The organism is Massilia sp. 2TAF26, assembly GCF_052115005.1.
Classification (GTDB): Bacteria; Pseudomonadota; Gammaproteobacteria; order Burkholderiales; family Burkholderiaceae_D; genus Telluria.
This window is the reverse complement of the sequence record NZ_JBFRFV010000001.1, coordinates 326,860-342,239: the sequence shown is the minus strand read 5'-3', so window position 1 is coordinate 342,239 and position 15,380 is coordinate 326,860. Positions and strand designations below refer to the sequence as shown.

Annotated in this window: 16 protein-coding genes; 11 read left to right on the top strand and 5 right to left on the bottom strand. The window is 67.7% G+C overall.

What is annotated here, in order from left to right:
* Positions 1–100 precede the first annotated feature (100 nt).
* Positions 101–1,189, top strand: a complete 1,089-nt coding sequence (locus AB4Z32_RS01620) for a porin (RefSeq protein WP_441933715.1) — start codon at positions 101–103, stop codon at positions 1,187–1,189.
* On the opposite strand, the gene AB4Z32_RS01615 is transcribed toward AB4Z32_RS01620, so the two are convergent.
* Positions 1,190–2,047, bottom strand: a complete 858-nt coding sequence (locus tag AB4Z32_RS01615; RefSeq protein ID WP_441933713.1) for an IclR family transcriptional regulator domain-containing protein — start codon at positions 2,045–2,047, stop codon at positions 1,190–1,192. It lies immediately after the preceding gene.
* A 196-nt stretch (positions 2,048–2,243) separates the two neighbouring features.
* Between AB4Z32_RS01615 and AB4Z32_RS01610 the strand changes: the two genes are divergently transcribed.
* From AB4Z32_RS01610 to AB4Z32_RS01575, 8 genes are all read left to right on the top strand, one after another.
* On the top strand, positions 2,244–2,909 hold the full coding sequence (locus tag AB4Z32_RS01610) for a 3-oxoacid CoA-transferase subunit A (RefSeq protein ID WP_441933711.1): 666 nt from the start codon (positions 2,244–2,246) through the stop codon (positions 2,907–2,909).
* Between the two features lie 2 nt (positions 2,910–2,911).
* Entirely contained in the window at positions 2,912–3,556 is a 645-nt protein-coding gene (locus tag AB4Z32_RS01605; protein WP_441933894.1) for a CoA transferase subunit B, read from the top strand.
* 8 nt (positions 3,557–3,564) lie between these two features.
* A complete protein-coding gene (pcaF, locus tag AB4Z32_RS01600) occupies positions 3,565–4,767 on the top strand; it encodes a 3-oxoadipyl-CoA thiolase (RefSeq protein ID WP_441933709.1) in 1,203 nt (400 codons plus the stop codon).
* Between the two features lie 70 nt (positions 4,768–4,837).
* Positions 4,838–5,704, top strand: coding sequence for a branched-chain amino acid ABC transporter permease (locus AB4Z32_RS01595; RefSeq protein WP_441933707.1), 867 nt, complete (start codon positions 4,838–4,840; stop codon positions 5,702–5,704).
* On the top strand, positions 5,701–6,753 hold the full coding sequence (locus AB4Z32_RS01590) for a branched-chain amino acid ABC transporter permease (protein WP_441933705.1): 1,053 nt from the start codon (positions 5,701–5,703) through the stop codon (positions 6,751–6,753). The genes AB4Z32_RS01595 and AB4Z32_RS01590 overlap by 4 nt, the downstream gene beginning before the upstream one ends.
* Positions 6,754–6,758: 5 nt before the next feature.
* Positions 6,759–7,520 (top strand): ABC transporter ATP-binding protein, encoded by a 762-nt coding sequence (locus AB4Z32_RS01585; RefSeq protein WP_441933892.1) that lies wholly within the window; start codon positions 6,759–6,761, stop codon positions 7,518–7,520.
* Entirely contained in the window at positions 7,513–8,214 is a 702-nt protein-coding gene (locus AB4Z32_RS01580; protein ID WP_441933703.1) for an ABC transporter ATP-binding protein, read from the top strand. Before AB4Z32_RS01585 ends, AB4Z32_RS01580 begins: the two co-directional genes overlap by 8 nt.
* A 50-nt stretch (positions 8,215–8,264) precedes the next feature.
* Entirely contained in the window at positions 8,265–9,440 is a 1,176-nt protein-coding gene (locus tag AB4Z32_RS01575; protein WP_441933890.1) for an ABC transporter substrate-binding protein, read from the top strand.
* Positions 9,441–9,465: 25 nt separating this feature from the next.
* Here AB4Z32_RS01575 and AB4Z32_RS01570 read toward each other — a convergent pair whose 3' ends face one another.
* Complete coding sequence (locus AB4Z32_RS01570; protein ID WP_441933701.1) at positions 9,466–9,978, bottom strand: MarR family winged helix-turn-helix transcriptional regulator; 513 nt, start codon at positions 9,976–9,978, stop codon at positions 9,466–9,468.
* 128 nt (positions 9,979–10,106) lie between these two features.
* Here AB4Z32_RS01570 and AB4Z32_RS01565 point away from each other — a divergent pair, with 128 nt between their 5' ends.
* Both AB4Z32_RS01565 and AB4Z32_RS01560 read left to right on the top strand, forming a co-directional pair.
* On the top strand, positions 10,107–11,162 hold the full coding sequence (locus AB4Z32_RS01565) for an aromatic ring-hydroxylating dioxygenase subunit alpha (protein ID WP_441933699.1): 1,056 nt from the start codon (positions 10,107–10,109) through the stop codon (positions 11,160–11,162).
* Positions 11,159–12,115, top strand: a complete 957-nt coding sequence (locus tag AB4Z32_RS01560) for a PDR/VanB family oxidoreductase (protein ID WP_441933698.1) — start codon at positions 11,159–11,161, stop codon at positions 12,113–12,115. Before AB4Z32_RS01565 ends, AB4Z32_RS01560 begins: the two co-directional genes overlap by 4 nt.
* A gap of 39 nt (positions 12,116–12,154) precedes the next feature.
* Here AB4Z32_RS01560 and pcaCD read toward each other — a convergent pair whose 3' ends face one another.
* The 3 genes from pcaCD to AB4Z32_RS01545 are packed head-to-tail and all read right to left on the bottom strand — an operon-like array spanning position 12,155 to position 15,379.
* Complete coding sequence (pcaCD, locus tag AB4Z32_RS01555) at positions 12,155–13,417, bottom strand: bifunctional 4-carboxymuconolactone decarboxylase/3-oxoadipate enol-lactonase PcaCD (RefSeq protein WP_441933696.1); 1,263 nt, start codon at positions 13,415–13,417, stop codon at positions 12,155–12,157.
* A gap of 9 nt (positions 13,418–13,426) precedes the next feature.
* Complete coding sequence (gene pcaB, locus AB4Z32_RS01550) at positions 13,427–14,821, bottom strand: 3-carboxy-cis,cis-muconate cycloisomerase (RefSeq protein WP_441933694.1); 1,395 nt, start codon at positions 14,819–14,821, stop codon at positions 13,427–13,429.
* A gap of 36 nt (positions 14,822–14,857) precedes the next feature.
* On the bottom strand, positions 14,858–15,379 hold the full coding sequence (locus AB4Z32_RS01545; protein ID WP_441933692.1) for a protocatechuate 3,4-dioxygenase: 522 nt from the start codon (positions 15,377–15,379) through the stop codon (positions 14,858–14,860).
* Position 15,380: the final 1 nt, after the last annotated feature.

Here is a 15,380-nt window from a genome sequence, read left to right as displayed (position 1 = left end):
GTTGACATTATCAGGCTACCGAACATAGTATTTATTTAGCGTTCGATAAGCAACAACTTGTTCGATAATCGAACGCAGATAATTAATCCTAGGAGACACAATGAAGAACACGATCTGCAGCGCAGTGGCGCTGACCTGCGGCCTCGCCGCTTCCGCCGCCGGCGCACAGACCAATGTCACGATCTACGGTATCGTCGACAGCGGCGTGGCGTACATGACCAACGTAAACGCCGCCGGCGACAACATGTTCAAGATGCCTTCGCTGACCAGTTCCTTCCCGTCGCGTATCGGCTTCCGTGGCACCGAAGACCTCGGCAACGGCTTGCAGGCCTTCTTCGTACTGGAAAACGGCCTGGCGATGGACACCGGCACCCAGCAGCAGGGCGGACGCCTGTTCGGCCGCCAGGCCAACGTCGGCCTGAAGGGATCGTGGGGCGCCATCACGCTGGGCCGCCAGCTGAACATGACCTATATCTCGCAGCTCAAGTCCGACGTGCTGGGACCGCACCTGTTCGCGGTCGGCAGCATCGACGCCTACCTGCCGAATGCGCGCAGCGACAATGCGATCGGCTACATGGGCAACTTCAACGGTTTCGTGGTGGGCGCCACCTGGAGTTTCGGGCGCGATGCCTCCGCCGCCGGTGGACCGGCCGCCACCAACTGCGCGGGCGAGGTCGCGGGCAATTCGAGGGCCTGCCGCCAGTACACGACCCTGGTGGGCTACGAGGTCAAGGACTGGGGCGTGAATTCCTCCTACGACCGCATGTATGGCAATACCGGCGCCGCCGGCGGCCTGACCAGCAGCGACAACACCGATGTCCGCACCACCCTCAACGGCTACGTGATGCTGGGCGCGACCAAGATCGGCGCCGGCCTGATCGACCGCGACACACACGCCGCCACCGGCCACACCGAGTCCGACCTCTACTACATCGGCCTCAGCCACCCGATCGGCGCCTACGTCATCGACGCCCAGGTCGCCCGCCGCGACACCAAGAACTCCAGCTCGGACGTCAACATGCTGGTGGCGCGCCTGACCTACAACCTCTCCAAGCGCACCGCCTGGTACGCCTCGATCGGCCGCATGGCCAACAAGGGCACGTCCGCAGTGGCGCTGGATGCCGGCGGCACCGTAGGCGCCGGCCTGGGCCAGAACGGTGTCATGACCGGCCTGCGCCATACTTTCTAATCAGGGCAGGAGCACCGACAGCTCCTGCGCGCCGCGCAGGAGCACCGGCAGGAACTCCTGCTTCATCCGTTCCACGGTGACGCGCGCGGCCTGGGCGCCGACGTTGAGGGCCGCCAGCACCTGGCCCGAGGCGCCGCGCACCGGCACCGCGATCGAGCGCAGCCCCAGTTCGAGCTCCTCGTCGATCAGCGCGTAACCGTCCTGGCGCACGCCGGCCAGCAGCTCGCGCAGGCGCTTCTGGTTCACCACCGTGTGCTCGGTCATCGGGCGCAGCTTGACGCGCGCGAAGTAGGCGTCCAGCTCGTCCGGCCGCAGGTGGGCCAGCATCACCCGTCCCAGCGAGGTGCAGTAGGCCGGCAGGCGGCTGCCGGTGTTGAGCGCCACCGACATCACGCGCGAGGCCGCCGAGCGCGCCACGTACAGCACTTCGCCATCCTCGAGCACCGCCAGCGAACTCGATTCGCCCAGCTCGCGGGTGATGTTGTTCAGGTAGGGCTGGCTGGAGACCGTGAGCGGCGTCGACGACAGGTAGGAGTAGCCGAGCGTGAGCACCTTGGGGCGCAGCGAGAAGTTGTTCAGCTCCGCGTCCACGTAACCCAGCTGCTGCAGGGTGTACAGGCAACGGCGCACGGCGGCGCGCGGGATCCCGGTCTTCTGGCTGATCTGGGCGATGGTCTGGGGCTTGCGCGAATCGCTGAAGGCGCGCACCACCGCCAGGCCGCGCGCCAGCGAGGTCATGAAGCTGGGGTCGGTCAGGGCGTCGATCTGCTCGGCAATGGTGGGCTCGCGCTCTTCCGGCGCTGCGGCGGGTTCTGCCGGTTCGGCGGGCTGCGTGGTCTTGGTGGTCGTTTTTGTCATGGCGGCGATTGTAAAACAGGGGCGGGTGGGTTTTCGCGTCCGGTTGGTGTTTTTTCTTGACCTTCCGGCCAGCCAGCCGATACACTTGGTTGGACGGTAATCGATCATGTGTGCGATTATCGAACAACGGAGCTGGGATTTCAAGTACACGATTTCAAGTGCGTCGGCAGATCCGGCGCACGGACAAGGTGGAAACATGATTGATAAAACATTCGAATCGCTGGAGAGGGCGGTCGCCGATATCCACGACGGCGCGACGGTGATGATCGGCGGCTTCGGCAACGCCGGCATGCCCTCCAGCCTGATCGACGCGCTGATCGCGCAGGGCGCGCGCGACCTCACGATCGTCAACAACAATGCCGGCAACGGCGAAACCGGGCTGGCGGCGCTGCTGAAAGCCAGGCGGGTACGCAAGATCATCTGCTCGTTCCCGCGCCAGGCCGACTCGCATCACTTCGACGCGCTGTACCGGGCCGGCGAGATCGAGCTCGAACTGACGCCCCAGGGCAACCTGGCCGAGCGCATCCGCGCGGCCGGCGCCGGCATCGGCGGCTTCTTCACCCCGACCGGCTACGGCACCCTGCTGGCGGAAGGCAAGGAGACCCGCGTCATCGACGGCCGCAACTATGTGCTGGAGTCGCCCATCCACGCCGACTTCGCGCTGATCAAGGCGCTGCGCGGCGACCGCTGGGGCAACCTGGTGTACCGCAAGACCGCGCGCAACTTCGGCCCCGTCATGGCGATGGCGGCCAAGACCACCATCGCCCAGGTGAGCGAGATCGTCGAACTCGGCGAACTCGATCCGGAAGTCATCGTCACGCCGGGCATCTTCGTCCAGCGCGTGGTGAAGGAGGCAGCATGAGCATGAACCGTTATACCCGCGACCAGATCGCCGCGCGCGTGGCCCAGGACATCCACGAGGGCGCCTACGTCAACCTCGGCATCGGCCTGCCGACCAAGGTCGCCAACTACCTGCCGGCCGACCGCGAAGTGCTGCTGCACAGCGAGAACGGCGTGCTTGGCATGGGTCCGGCCCCGGCGCCCGGCGAGGAAGACGAAGACCTGATCAACGCCGGCAAGCAGCCGGTGACCCTGCTGACCGGTGGCGCCTACTTCCACCATGCGGACTCGTTCGCGATGATGCGCGGCGGCCACCTCGACATCTGCGTGCTGGGCGCCTTCCAGGTATCGGAGAAGGGCGACCTGGCCAACTGGCATACCGGCGCGCCGGACGCGATCCCGGCGGTGGGCGGGGCGATGGACCTGGCGATCGGCGCCAAGCAGGTCTTCGTCATGATGGACCACCAGACCAAGACCGGCGAAAGCAAGATCGTGCGCAACTGCAGCTATCCGCTGACCGGCGTCGCCTGCGTCAACCGCATCTATACCGACTTGGCCGTGCTCGACGTCACCCCGCAGGGCCTGGCCGTGCGCGAGATGGCACCCGGCCTGACGTTCGAGGAACTGCAGGCCGTTACCGACGCCCCGCTTCTGCAGAATAACCAATGAGGAACACCATGGAAGATGCATTCATTGTCGATGCGATCCGCACCCCGATCGGCCGCTACGGCGGCGCGCTGAAGGACGTGCGTGCCGACGACCTCGGCGCCATCCCGCTGCGCGAACTCGTGAAGCGCAATCCCGGCGTGGACTGGAGCCAGGTCGACGACGTGATCTTCGGCTGCGCCAACCAGGCCGGCGAGGACAACCGCAACGTGGCCCGCATGTCGGCGCTGCTGGCCGGCCTGCCGCAAGAAGTACCCGGCACCACCGTGAACCGCCTGTGCGGCTCCGGCATGGATGCGGTGGGCATCGCCGCGCGCGCCATCCGCGCCGGCGAAGCGCGCCTGATGATCGCCGGCGGCGTCGAATCGATGACCCGCGCGCCCTTCGTCATGGGCAAGGCCGACAGCGCCTTCTCGCGCAACGCCCAGATCTACGACACCACCATCGGCTGGCGCTTCCCGAACAAGCTGATGAAGCAGCTGTACGGCACCGATTCGATGCCGGAGACGGCCGAGAACGTGGCGGTCGACTACAAGGTGTCGCGCGAAGACCAGGACCGATTCGCCCTGGCCAGCCAGCAGAAGGTGGCGCGCGCCCAGCGCGAGGGCCTGTTCGACGAGGAAATCGTGCCGGTCACGATTAACCAGAAGAAGGGCGACCCCGTCGTCTTCGCCCGCGACGAGCATCCGCGCGAAACCAGCCTGGAAGCCCTGGCCAAACTGAAGGGCGTGGTGCATGCCGAGGGCAGCGTCACCGCCGGCAATGCCTCGGGCGTGAACGACGGCGCCTGCGCGCTGCTGCTGGCGAATGCCGACGCCGTCAAGCAATTCGGCCTGACCCCGCGCGCCCGCATCGTCGGCATGGCCACCGCCGGCGTGGCGCCGCGCGTGATGGGCATGGGCCCGGCACCGGCGTCGAAGAAGCTGCTGGAGCGCCTCGGCATGACGATCGACCAGATCGATATCATCGAGCTGAACGAAGCCTTCGCCTCGCAGGCGCTGGCGGTGCTGCGCGAACTGGGCGTGCGCGACGACGACCCGCGCGTGAACCCCTACGGCGGCGGCATCGCCCTCGGCCACCCGCTCGGCATGAGCGGCGCGCGCCTGGTGACCACCGCGCTCTACCAGTTGCAGCGCACCGGCGGCCGCTATGCGCTGTGCACCATGTGCATCGGCGTGGGGCAGGGTATCGCGATGGTGATCGAACGGGTATAAACGAGTATCAAAAAGAAGAGTAGCTGGAGACAAGCATGAACAAGCGATACGAGACAGACGGGAGGCAGCCATGATCGGGAATATGATCGGCGTGCTGTTCGACGGGATAGCCTATGGCAGCCTGTTGTTCCTGATTAGCGTCGGCCTTTCGGTGACGATGGGCATGATGAACTTCATTAACCTGGCCCACGGGGCCTTCGCCATGATCGGCGGCTATGTCTGCGTGACCTTGCTGTCCCGGCTCGGGCTGCCCTTCCTGGCGACCCTGCCGCTGGCCTTCCTGGCCGCCGCCATCGTCGGCCTGGTGCTGGAACGGACACTGTACCGCCGCCTGTACAAGGCCAGCCACCTCGACCAGGTGCTGTTCTCGATCGGCCTGACCTTCATGGCGGTGGCCGGCGCCACCTGGCTGTTCGGCCCGACCCAGCAGCCGGTCAACCTGCCGGACTGGCTGCGCGGCCAGGTCCACGTGCTGGGCCTCGACCTCGGCGTCTACCGCCTGTTCCTGATCGGCGTGGTGGTGCTGGTGACCACCGCGCTGGTGCTGCTGATCGAGCGCACCCGTTTCGGCGCCCAGATCCGCGCCTCGGTCGACAACCAGACCGCCGCGGCGGGCCTGGGCATCAACGTCAGCCGCGTGTTCAGCCTGACCTTCGCCCTCGGTTCGGGCCTGGCCGGCCTTGGCGGCGGCCTGGGCATCGACGTGCTGGGCCTCGACCCGAGCTTCCCGGTCAAGTACATGGTCTACTTCCTGCTGGTGGTGGCCGTCGGCGGCGCCGGTTCGATCAAGGGTCCGCTGATCGCCGCCCTGATCCTCGGCGTGTTCGACGTCGCCGGCAAGTACTACGTGCCGGAAGTCGGCGCCTTCGTCATCTACACGCTGATGGTGGTGCTGCTGATCCTCTTCCCCTTCGGCCTCGTCAGGAGGAAAGCATGAGCGCACCCATCGATACCAAGCTGGCGTCTTCCGCCAAGCCGGCCGCCCCGGCATCGCCGGCCGCCGCACCGATCCAGGCGCGCCTGCCCAACGACCGCTGGAAGCCGCTCGAAATCGCGTTCTGGCTGCTGCCGGTGGCGTCCTGGTTCCTGTTCCCGAACCACCTGGTGCTGGTCAGCCAGATCATGATCGTCGGCCTGTTCGCGCTCTCGCTCGACCTGGTGCTGGGCTATGCGGGCATGGTCTCGCTCGGCCATGCGGCCTTCTTCGGCCTCGGCGCCTACACCGCCGGCCTGCTGTCGGTGCACGGCTGGGGCGAACCGGTGTCCGGCCTGTTCGCCGCCGCCGTGGTGGCCGGCGTGGCCGGCTTCATCGTCAGCTTCCTGGTGGTGCGCGGCCAGGACCTGGCGCGCCTGATGGTCACCCTCGGCATCGGCCTGATGCTGTTCGAGGCCGCCAACAAGGCGGCCTTCATCACCGGCGGCGTCGACGGCCTGTCCGGCATGGTCGTGAAGCCGCTGTTCGGCAGCTTCGAGTTCGACCTCTACGGCAAGACCGCCTTCTGGTACAGCCTGGGCGTGCTGTTCCTGCTGTTCGTGCTGCTGCGCCGGATCGTCAACTCGCCCTTCGGCCTGTCGCTGCGCGGCATCCGCGAAGGCGGCCGCCGCATGCCGGCGATCGGCGCCAACGTCGAGCGCCGCCTGAAGGTCGCCTTCACCATCGGCGCCGCGATCGCCGGCGTGGCCGGGGCCCTGCTGGCCCAGACCACCCAGTTCGTCGGCCTCGACTCGCTCGGCTTCCCGCGTTCGGCCGAACTGCTGATCATGCTGGTGCTGGGCGGTACCGGCCGCCTGTACGGCGCGCTGGTGGGAGCGGCCGTGTTCATGGTCGCCCAGGATTACATCTCCGGCCTGGATCCCGCCTACTGGCAGTTCTATATCGGCCTGCTGCTGGTGCTGATCGTGCTGTTCGCACGCGGCGGCATCCTGGGCGGCCTGGAAAAGCTGGCCCAGCGTTTCAAGCCGGCCGCGCGCAAGGAGCAAGCATGAGAGACATGAGCACCAACGACCGCACCCTGCGCACCGAAGCGCTGTCCAAGCAATGGGGCGCCTTCAAGGCGAATACCGACGTCTCGCTGACCTTCGCGCCGGGCGCGCGCCATGCGCTGATCGGCCCGAACGGTGCCGGCAAGACCACCTTCATCAACCTGCTGACCGGCGCCCTGCTGCCGACCGCCGGCCGCGTGTGGCTGGGCGGGCACGACATCACGACCCTGCCGCAGCACGAGCGCGTCAAGCTGGGCATGACCCGCACCTTCCAGATCAATACCCTGTTCGCCGGCATGACCGTGCTGGAATCGGTAGCGCTGGCGATCTGCGAGCGCCGCGGCCTGCAGAAGGTCTGGTGGAAGACAGTCGAGAAGCATGCCGACGTGGTCGAGGAGGCGATGGCCCTGCTAGCCACGCTGAAGCTGACCGACGAAGCCAACAGCATTACCAGCAGCATGGCCTACGGCAAGCAGCGCCTGGTCGAGATCGCGCTGGCGCTGGCGACCAAGCCGGCCATCCTGCTGCTGGACGAACCGGCGGCCGGCATCCCGCAGGCCGAGAGCCGCGAGCTGTTCGAGGTGATCGCCCAGCTGCCGCGCGACGTCACCATCCTGTTCATCGAACACGATATGGGGCTGGTGTTCCGCTTCGCCGAGCGCATCACGGTGCTGGTGGGCGGCAGCGTGCTGACCGAAGGCACACCGGCGGAAATCGCGGCCGACCCGCGCGTCAAGGAAGTCTATCTGGGGGAGGCCGAACATGCCTGAACTGCTTGCATTCGACCGGGTGAGCGCCGGCTACGGCGAATCCATCGTGCTGGAAGACGTCTCGTTCTCGATGGAGGAGGGCGCCAGCCTGGCCCTGCTGGGCCGCAACGGCGTGGGCAAGACCAGCCTGCTGGTCACGCTGATGGGCCTGACCCGCATGCACAAGGGCACGGTGCGCTGGGCCGGCAAGGACCTGGCGCGCATGCCGACCCACCAGCGTTCGCGCTCCGGCCTCGGCTGGGTGCCGCAGGAGCGCCATATGTTCCCGTCGCTGACGGTGGAGGAACACCTGACGGTGGTGGAACGTCCGGGTCCCTGGAACCTGCAGCGCGTCTACGAGATCTTCCCGCGCCTGCGCGAGCGGCGCGCGAATATGGGCAACCAGCTCTCGGGCGGCGAGCAGCAGATGGTGGCGATCGCGCGCGCGCTGATGACCAACCCGCGCATCCTGCTGCTCGACGAGCCGATGGAAGGCCTGGCGCCGATCATCGTGCAGGAACTGGTGCGCGTGATCCGGCGCCTGATCGCCGACGAAGGCATGTCGGTGATCGTGGTCGAGCAGCATGCGCGCCTGGCGCTGTCGCTGACCGAGCGCGCCATGGTGCTGGACCGCGGCCGCATCGTCCACGAATCCGACAGCGCCAGCCTGCTGGCCGATGGCGACAAGCTCGACCGCCTGGTGGCCGTCGCTTAGGTACAGAAAACATTCAAACAATATAAACAGGAGATAAACCGATGAATCGAATGAACCCCACCCGCCGCACCATCGTCCTCGGCGCCGCCATGCTGGCCGCCGGCCTGTCCGCAGGCAGCGTCCACGCCGCCGAGCCGCTGAAAGTCGGCCTGATCGTGCCGATGTCGGGTCCCTTCGCCTCCACCGGCCGCCAGGTCGACGCCGCCGTCAAGCTGTTCATGCAGCAGAACGGCGACACCGTGGCCGGCCGCAAGATCGAAGTCATCCTGAAAGACGACGGCGGCGTCTCGCCCGACGTCACCAAGCGCCTGGCCCAGGAACTGGTGGCGCGCGACAAGGTGCAGGTGCTGGCCGGCTTCGGCCTGACCCCGCTGGCCTTCGCCGCGGCGCCGATCGCGACCCAGGCCAGGGTGCCGATGATCGTCATGAACGCCGCCACCTCGGTGATCCCGCAGCGCTCGCCCTACATCGTGCGCACCGGCTTCACGCTGCCGCAGGTGACCGCGCCGCTGGCCCAGTGGGCGGCGAAGAACAAGATCAAGTCGGTGGTGACCTTCGTGGCCGACTACGGCCCCGGCATCGACGCCGAGAAGGTCTTCGTCAAGGACTTCACCCAGGCCGGCGGCAAGGTCCTCGCCTCGCTGCGCGCGCCGCTGCGCAACCCGGACTACGCGCCCTTCCTGGCGCGCGTGAAGGACGCCAAGCCGGACGCCGTGTTCGTGTTCGTGCCCTCGGGCGAGGGCGCGGCCGTGCTCAAGCAGTTCACCGACCGCGGCCTGGCCGCCGCCGGCATCCGCCTGATCGCCACCGGCGACGTGCTCGACGACGACCTGATGCCCTCGATCGGCAATGCCGCCCTGGGCGTGGTCAGCAGCCACCACTATTCGGCCGCCCATCCGTCGCCGGAAAACCAGGCCTTCGTCGCCGCCTTCACCAAGGCCAACAAGGACATGCGCCCGAACTTCCACGCGGTCGGCGCCTACGACGGCATGCAGCTGCTGTACGCGGCCCTGAAGAAAACCGGCGGCAACAGCGACGGCGCCAAACTGCTGGAAGCGATGAAGGGCATGTCCTGGACCAGCGTGCGCGGCCCGGTCAGCATCGACCCGGCCACCCGCAACATCGTGCAGACGGTTTACATCCGCAAGGCCGAGCAGGTGAATGGCGGGGTGTACAACGTCGAGTTCGACAAGGTCGAGAAGTTTAAGGATCCGGGCGTGGAGTAATACCACCCGTCATGCCGGGCATTGCTCAGCATGGGTCCCCGCCTTCGCGGGGACGGCGGGGATTCAAGGGCGCCCGGCTCTGCTCATTGTTCCCATTCACCAGCTTTTCCAGCAGCGCCATGAACTGCGCCTGCTCCGGCGGCGCCAGCGGCGCAAGCAGGCGCTGGCGCAGGCGCAGGGCGCCGGCTTCCAGCGCCGCCAGCAGGCGCGCGCCCTCGGGCGTGATGCTCAGCGCCCGCTGGCGCCGGTTGTGCGGAATCACCTTGCGTTCCAGCAAGCCTTTCTCTTCGAGCCGGGCGCACACCGTCGCCCCGGTCGAGGTGTCTATGGCGGCCAGTCCGGCCAGCGATACCTGGTCGATGCCGGGATGCTCGGCCAGGCGGCTCAGGATCGCGTACTGCACCGGCGTCAGTTCGGAACCCAGTTCGTCGTAAAAAATCGACACCGCGATCTGCTGGGCGCGCCGTAACAGGTGGCCTGGATGTTCGTAGAGGTCGAGCGGTGCGGCGTCAATGGCGCGTGCGTTGTTGGTCGGCATGGTTCCCGTCAGTATTGGTGCGGCGCACCATAAAAATATTCGTCATCGTAGTTTACTTCGTCGTCCAAACGCGTGATACTTTTCTTACATTCAGTGTACTGAATATAGCCAACAAATAGGAGACAAAGATGTTCCCGAAAAACGCCTGGTACGTGGCCTGCACGCCGGATGAAATCGATGGCAAGCCGCTCGGCCGCCAGATCTGCGGCGAGAAAATCGTGTTTTATCGCGGCAAGGAAGGCAAGGTCGCCGCGGTCGAGGATTTCTGCCCGCACCGCGGCGCGCCGCTGTCGCTGGGCTTCGTCCGCGACGGCAACCTGGTGTGCGGCTACCACGGCCTGGAAATGGGCTGCGAGGGCAAGGCGATCAGCATGCCGGGCCAGCGCGTGCGCGGCTTCCCCTGCATCCGCAGCTACGCGGTCGAGGAACGCTACGGCTTCATCTGGGTCTGGCCGGGCGAGAAGGACAAGGCCGATCCCGCCACCATCCACCACCTGGAATGGGCCGACAATCCCGAATGGGCCTACGGCGGCGGCCTGTATCACATCAACTGCGATTACCGCCTGATGGTCGATAACCTGATGGACCTGACCCACGAGACCTATGTGCACGCGTCCAGCATCGGCCAGAAGGAAATCGACGAGGCGCCGGTGAACACCAAGGTCGAGGGCGAGCAGGTGGTGACCAGCCGCTTCATGGAGAACATCATCGCGCCGCCGTTCTGGCAGGCGGCCCTGCGCGGCAACGGCCTGGCCGACGACGTGCCGGTCGACCGTTGGCAGATCTGCCGCTTCAGCGCGCCCAGCCACGTGATGATCGAGGTCGGTGTCGCGCACGCGGGCAAGGGCGGTTATCACGCCGACGCGGCGCACAAGGCATCCAGCATCGTGGTCGACTTCATCACCCCGGAAACCGAGACCTCCCACTGGTACTTCTGGGGCATGGCGCGCAACTTCAAGCCGCAGGACGAAGAGCTCACCCGCACCATCCGCGAAGGCCAGGGCAAGATCTTCGGCGAGGACCGCGAGATGCTGGAACTGCAGCAGCAGAACATCCTGCGCCATCCCGAGCGCAAGCTGCTGATGCTGAACATCGACGCCGGCGGCGTGCAGTCGCGCCGCATCATCGACCAGTGGCTGGCGCGCGAGCACGCCGGCCAGGTGGCAGGGGAGGCGGCGGCATGACGACCTTCGACGTGCGCGTGGCGCGCAAGGCCAGCGAGGCCGACGGCATCTGCAGCTATGAACTGGTGCGCCTGGACGGCGCGCCGCTGCCGCCCTTCGAGGCCGGCGCCCACATCGACGTACACCTGGGCGACAAGCTGGTGCGCCAGTACTCGCTGTGCAATCCGCCCGGCGAGACCCACCGCTACCAGATCGGCGTGCTGCGCGACGCCAATTCGCGCGGCGGCTCCCAGGCCATGCACGACCACATCGACACCGGCTCGAAGCTGACCATCAGCGCGCCGAAGAACCACTTCCCGCTGGTCGAGGCACGACGCACGCTGCTGTTCGCGGGCGGGATCGGCATCACGCCGATCCTGGCGATGGCCGAGGCCCTGGCCGCCAAGGGTGCCGCCTTCGAGATGCACTACAGCGCGCGCTCGCCGGAACGCGCCGCCTTCAGGGAGCGCCTCGCGGCATCCCACCTGGCGGGCCAGGTGCACTTCCACTACGACAGCGGCGACGACGCCCAGAAACTGGACCTGGCGGCGCTGCTGGCGAATCCGGATGCGGGCACCCACCTGTACGTGTGCGGCCCGCAGGGCTTCATCGACCACGTGCTGGGCGCTGCCCGCGGCCTTGGCTGGCCGCCGGCCCAGCTGCATGTCGAGTACTTCAGCGCGGCAGCGGTGGACACCGGCGGCGACCAGGCTTTCGAAGTGAAACTGGCCTCGAACGGCAGGATCGTGACGGTACCGGCCGGCACCACGGTGCTGAAAGCGCTGGAAGCCGAGGGCATCGAGATCGCGTATTCCTGCGAGGAGGGAGTGTGCGGCACCTGCCTGACACGGGTGCTGGAGGGCGTGCCGGAGCACCGCGACATGTACCTGACCGAGGAGGAGCAGGCGGCGAACGACCAGTTCACGCCTTGTTGTTCGCGGGCGAAGACACCTATGTTGGTGCTGGATTTGTAAAGCGCTTACCGGCGTCCCCGCCTGCGCGGGGATGACGGATCAGAGCGTGCCGATGAACCCCGCAACCGCCTGATTGAACCCCTCCGGCTGCTCCACCGCACTCAAATGCGACGCCTCCTTCAGCACCGTGAGCGACGCCCCCGGAATCCCTTCCGCCAAAGCCTGCGCCATGGCCACCGGCGTACCCTGGTCCAGCTCACCGGCGATCACCAGCGCCGGCACGCCGATCTGGCCGAGGCGCGCGGTGGTGTCGACCTTCCCGACCGCGTCGCAGCAGCCGGCATAGCCCACCGCATCGGTCGTCACCAGGCGGCGGCGGAAGCGGGCCACCGTGCCGGCCTTCTGCGCGCGAAAAGCTTCGTGGAAGTAGCGCGCCATGACGGCGTCGGCGATCGCTTCGATGCCGCGTTCGCGCACGGTGACAATGCGCTGTTCCCAGACTTCGCGCGCGGCTTGCGGATAGCCGCTGGTGGTGTTCGCCAGCACCAGCGCGCGCACCAGGGAAGGGTGGCGCAGGGCCAGCTCCTGGCCCACCATGCCGCCCATCGACAGCCCGACCCAGACCACCGGCCCGGTATCGAGTTCGCGCAGCAGGCGGGCGGCGTCGTCGGCCAGTTCGGCCATCGAGTACAGGCCGTCGATGGCGTCCGAGCTGCCGTGGCCGCGATGGTCGTAGGCGATCACGCGGCAGTCCTGCGCGAGGACGTTGGCGAGGCCGTCCCACATGTCCAGGTCGCAGCCCAGCGCATGGCTCAGTACAACGGTGTGGCGCGGCGCCTTGCCGCTGCGTGGCTCGCGCACGCTGTAGTGGAGGGCGGGCGTGCTCGTGGTGCGGCCTTCGCGGCCGGTGCCGGAATGCGAGACCGCGCCGGGAGCGGACGGCTCCAGCACGTAGCCGATCTGGTCCGCCACTTCGCGCAGGATCGCGATTGCGTGCGTGAAGCCGGTATTGGCGGCGGGGACGCCGGCGTAGATGGCCGACTGCATCAGGATTTCCTTGATCTCGTCGGGCGTCAGGCGGCTGCCGGCCTCGCCCAGCAGGGCGGCGCGCACGTGCAGGTCGTATTCCTCCCAGCGGCCGAGCGCCACCGTGATCGACAGGACGATCGCGCGGCGGGTCTTGTGGTCCAGGCCGGGGCGGCCCCAGATCTCGTTCCAGGCGAAGCGCGTGATCAGGTTCTGGAATTCGGCATTGAAGCTGGTCGCGTTGTTCAGGGAACGGTCGACCCAGGCGTCGCCGAGGACGTTGCGGCGGTTCTGCAGGCCGCGTTCGAAATCGTGGTCAAGCGGATCGAAACTCATCGGTGTGGCTCATTCATGAAATGGGTGGGTGGCTGCCAGCCTGTCCATGGACAGGCGCAGGCCATGCAGCTGGGCTTCGGCCAGGCGGCGCGCCGGTTCGGCGGCGGCCACCGGATCGAAGAGGCGCGCCAGCCGGGCGGGATCGACGTGGGCGGCCAGTTGCGGATCGGCGGCGACGGCATCCCGCACCAGCTGGTCGAGACCCTGCGGACCGGTGGCGGCGCGCTTGCTCAGCTCTTCCAGCAGCGCGTGCGCCTTCGGCCGGCCGATGGCGCCGGCCAGGCAGCTCGATACCGCCTCGGCGAATACCAGGCCGTGCAGGGCGTGGATGTTGTGCAGCATGCGCTCGCGGTCGACCGCCAGGCCGGCAAAGGCGTCGTTGAGCGCGCCGAGGGCGCCATGGCTAGAGAGGAATATCTGCGGCCATTCGGCCAGTTCGGCCTGCCAGTTGCCGAGGCCCCGTTCGTGCTGCTGGTCCATGCAGGCCAGCAGGGCCGCCGCATGCTGGGGCGTGCGGCGCGCGGCCGCCAGCGCGATCATGGTGGACACCGGATTGCGCTTGTGCGGCATGGCCGAGGAGCCGCCGCGGCCATTCCCGGACGGCTCGGCCAGTTCGCCGACCTCGCCCTGGGCCATCAGGCCGAGGTCGGTGGCCAGCTTGCCCAGGCTGCCGCCCAGCACCGCCACTTCGAGGCCCAGGCGCACCCACTCGTCGCGCTGGGTGTGCCAGGCGGCGTCCGCCACCCGCAGGCGCAGGTCGGCGGCGACCCGCAGCGCCACCGCCGGGCCATGCTCGCCCATCACGGCCAGGGTGCCGACGGCGCCGCCCAGTTGCAGCTGGAGGCCGCGCGCGGCCGCCTCGCGCATCCGCTCGCGTGCGCGCACGAGCGGCGCCAGCCAGCCGGTGGCCTTGAAGCCCAGGCTGGTCACCTGGGCCGGCTGCATCAGCGTGCGCGCCAGCACCGGCGTGGACAGGTGGTCTTCGGCCAGCTTCAGCAGGTGGCCGGAGAGCTCGTGCAGGCCCTCGTCGAGCAGGCGCAGGGCGTCGCGCGTCACCAGCACCAGGCCGGTGTCGATCACATCCTGGCTGGTGCTGCCCCAGTGCACGTGGCGCGCCGCTTCCTCGTCGTACAGCGCCACGGTTTTCTGCAGCTCCTTCACCAGCGGGATCGCCAGGCTGCCGGCGCGGCGGCCGGCGCGGACCAGGGCCGGGATGTCGTAGAGTTGCGCCTTGCAGACGCTGCCGATGGCGCTGGCGGCGGCCTGCGGAATCAGGCCCTCTGCCGCCTGGGCGCGCGCCAGCGCGCCCTCGAAGTCGAGCATGGCCTGCACCACCGCCGCGTCGTCGAAGGCGGCTTCCATGTCGGGCGTGGTCAGAAAACTGTCGAAGATCGATACACTCACTGGCGCTCCCGTCGCTTGGCTGTCATGCCCGCATCATCATACATAATCGAAGAAGGCGGTTTCCTTCTCGCCCTGCATCCAGATGTCCCAGTGGTACTGGCCGTCGCCGGTCTTGCGGGCGAGGAGGGTGGCGCGGCGCGCTTCCGGCACCTGGCCCAGGATCGCGGAATTGGACAGGCCGGCGGCGTCCTCGAGGAAGATGGCGGTGAACTGGTGCTTGACCAGGCCGCGCGCGAACACGGTGATGTAGGCCAGCGGCTCGCCCGGCGCGGCATCCTCGGGCGCGGCGATGCGCATGCTGAACTCGCCGTCGGCGCCGCTCGGCACGCGGCGGAAGCCCGGGATCATGTGCGCGGCTTCGCGCGCGGCAGCATCCGGCGTCCAGGCCTCGATCTGGGCGTCGTTGATCGGGTTGCCGTCGCCGTCGTAGATGATGCCGCTGACCAGGACGGTGGGGCCGCTGGTTTTCAGGTTGGCGGGCGTGCAGGCGTCGGCGGCCCACTGCCAGGCTTCGTGGGAAAACGGGCCGACGGTCTGGGAAGTCGTGATCTTGCTCATG

What these genes read in the sequence shown, in the direction of transcription:
- AB4Z32_RS01620 (WP_441933715.1), top strand. Translation starts at nt 101, where the DNA reads ATGAAGAACACGATCTGCAGCGCAGTGGCGCTGACCTGCGGCCTCGCC.
- AB4Z32_RS01615 (WP_441933713.1), bottom strand. Translation starts at nt 2,047, where the DNA reads ATGACAAAAACGACCACCAAGACCACGCAGCCCGCCGAACCGGCAGAA.
- AB4Z32_RS01610 (WP_441933711.1), top strand. Translation starts at nt 2,244, where the DNA reads ATGATTGATAAAACATTCGAATCGCTGGAGAGGGCGGTCGCCGATATC.
- AB4Z32_RS01605 (WP_441933894.1), top strand. Translation starts at nt 2,912, where the DNA reads ATGAACCGTTATACCCGCGACCAGATCGCCGCGCGCGTGGCCCAGGAC.
- pcaF (WP_441933709.1), top strand. Translation starts at nt 3,565, where the DNA reads ATGGAAGATGCATTCATTGTCGATGCGATCCGCACCCCGATCGGCCGC.
- AB4Z32_RS01595 (WP_441933707.1), top strand. Translation starts at nt 4,838, where the DNA reads ATGATCGGGAATATGATCGGCGTGCTGTTCGACGGGATAGCCTATGGC.
- AB4Z32_RS01590 (WP_441933705.1), top strand. Translation starts at nt 5,701, where the DNA reads ATGAGCGCACCCATCGATACCAAGCTGGCGTCTTCCGCCAAGCCGGCC.
- AB4Z32_RS01585 (WP_441933892.1), top strand. Translation starts at nt 6,759, where the DNA reads ATGAGCACCAACGACCGCACCCTGCGCACCGAAGCGCTGTCCAAGCAA.
- AB4Z32_RS01580 (WP_441933703.1), top strand. Translation starts at nt 7,513, where the DNA reads ATGCCTGAACTGCTTGCATTCGACCGGGTGAGCGCCGGCTACGGCGAA.
- AB4Z32_RS01575 (WP_441933890.1), top strand. Translation starts at nt 8,265, where the DNA reads ATGAACCCCACCCGCCGCACCATCGTCCTCGGCGCCGCCATGCTGGCC.
- AB4Z32_RS01570 (WP_441933701.1), bottom strand. Translation starts at nt 9,978, where the DNA reads ATGCCGACCAACAACGCACGCGCCATTGACGCCGCACCGCTCGACCTC.
- AB4Z32_RS01565 (WP_441933699.1), top strand. Translation starts at nt 10,107, where the DNA reads ATGTTCCCGAAAAACGCCTGGTACGTGGCCTGCACGCCGGATGAAATC.
- AB4Z32_RS01560 (WP_441933698.1), top strand. Translation starts at nt 11,159, where the DNA reads ATGACGACCTTCGACGTGCGCGTGGCGCGCAAGGCCAGCGAGGCCGAC.
- pcaCD (WP_441933696.1), bottom strand. Translation starts at nt 13,417, where the DNA reads ATGAGTTTCGATCCGCTTGACCACGATTTCGAACGCGGCCTGCAGAAC.
- AB4Z32_RS01545 (WP_441933692.1), bottom strand. Translation starts at nt 15,379, where the DNA reads ATGAGCAAGATCACGACTTCCCAGACCGTCGGCCCGTTTTCCCACGAA.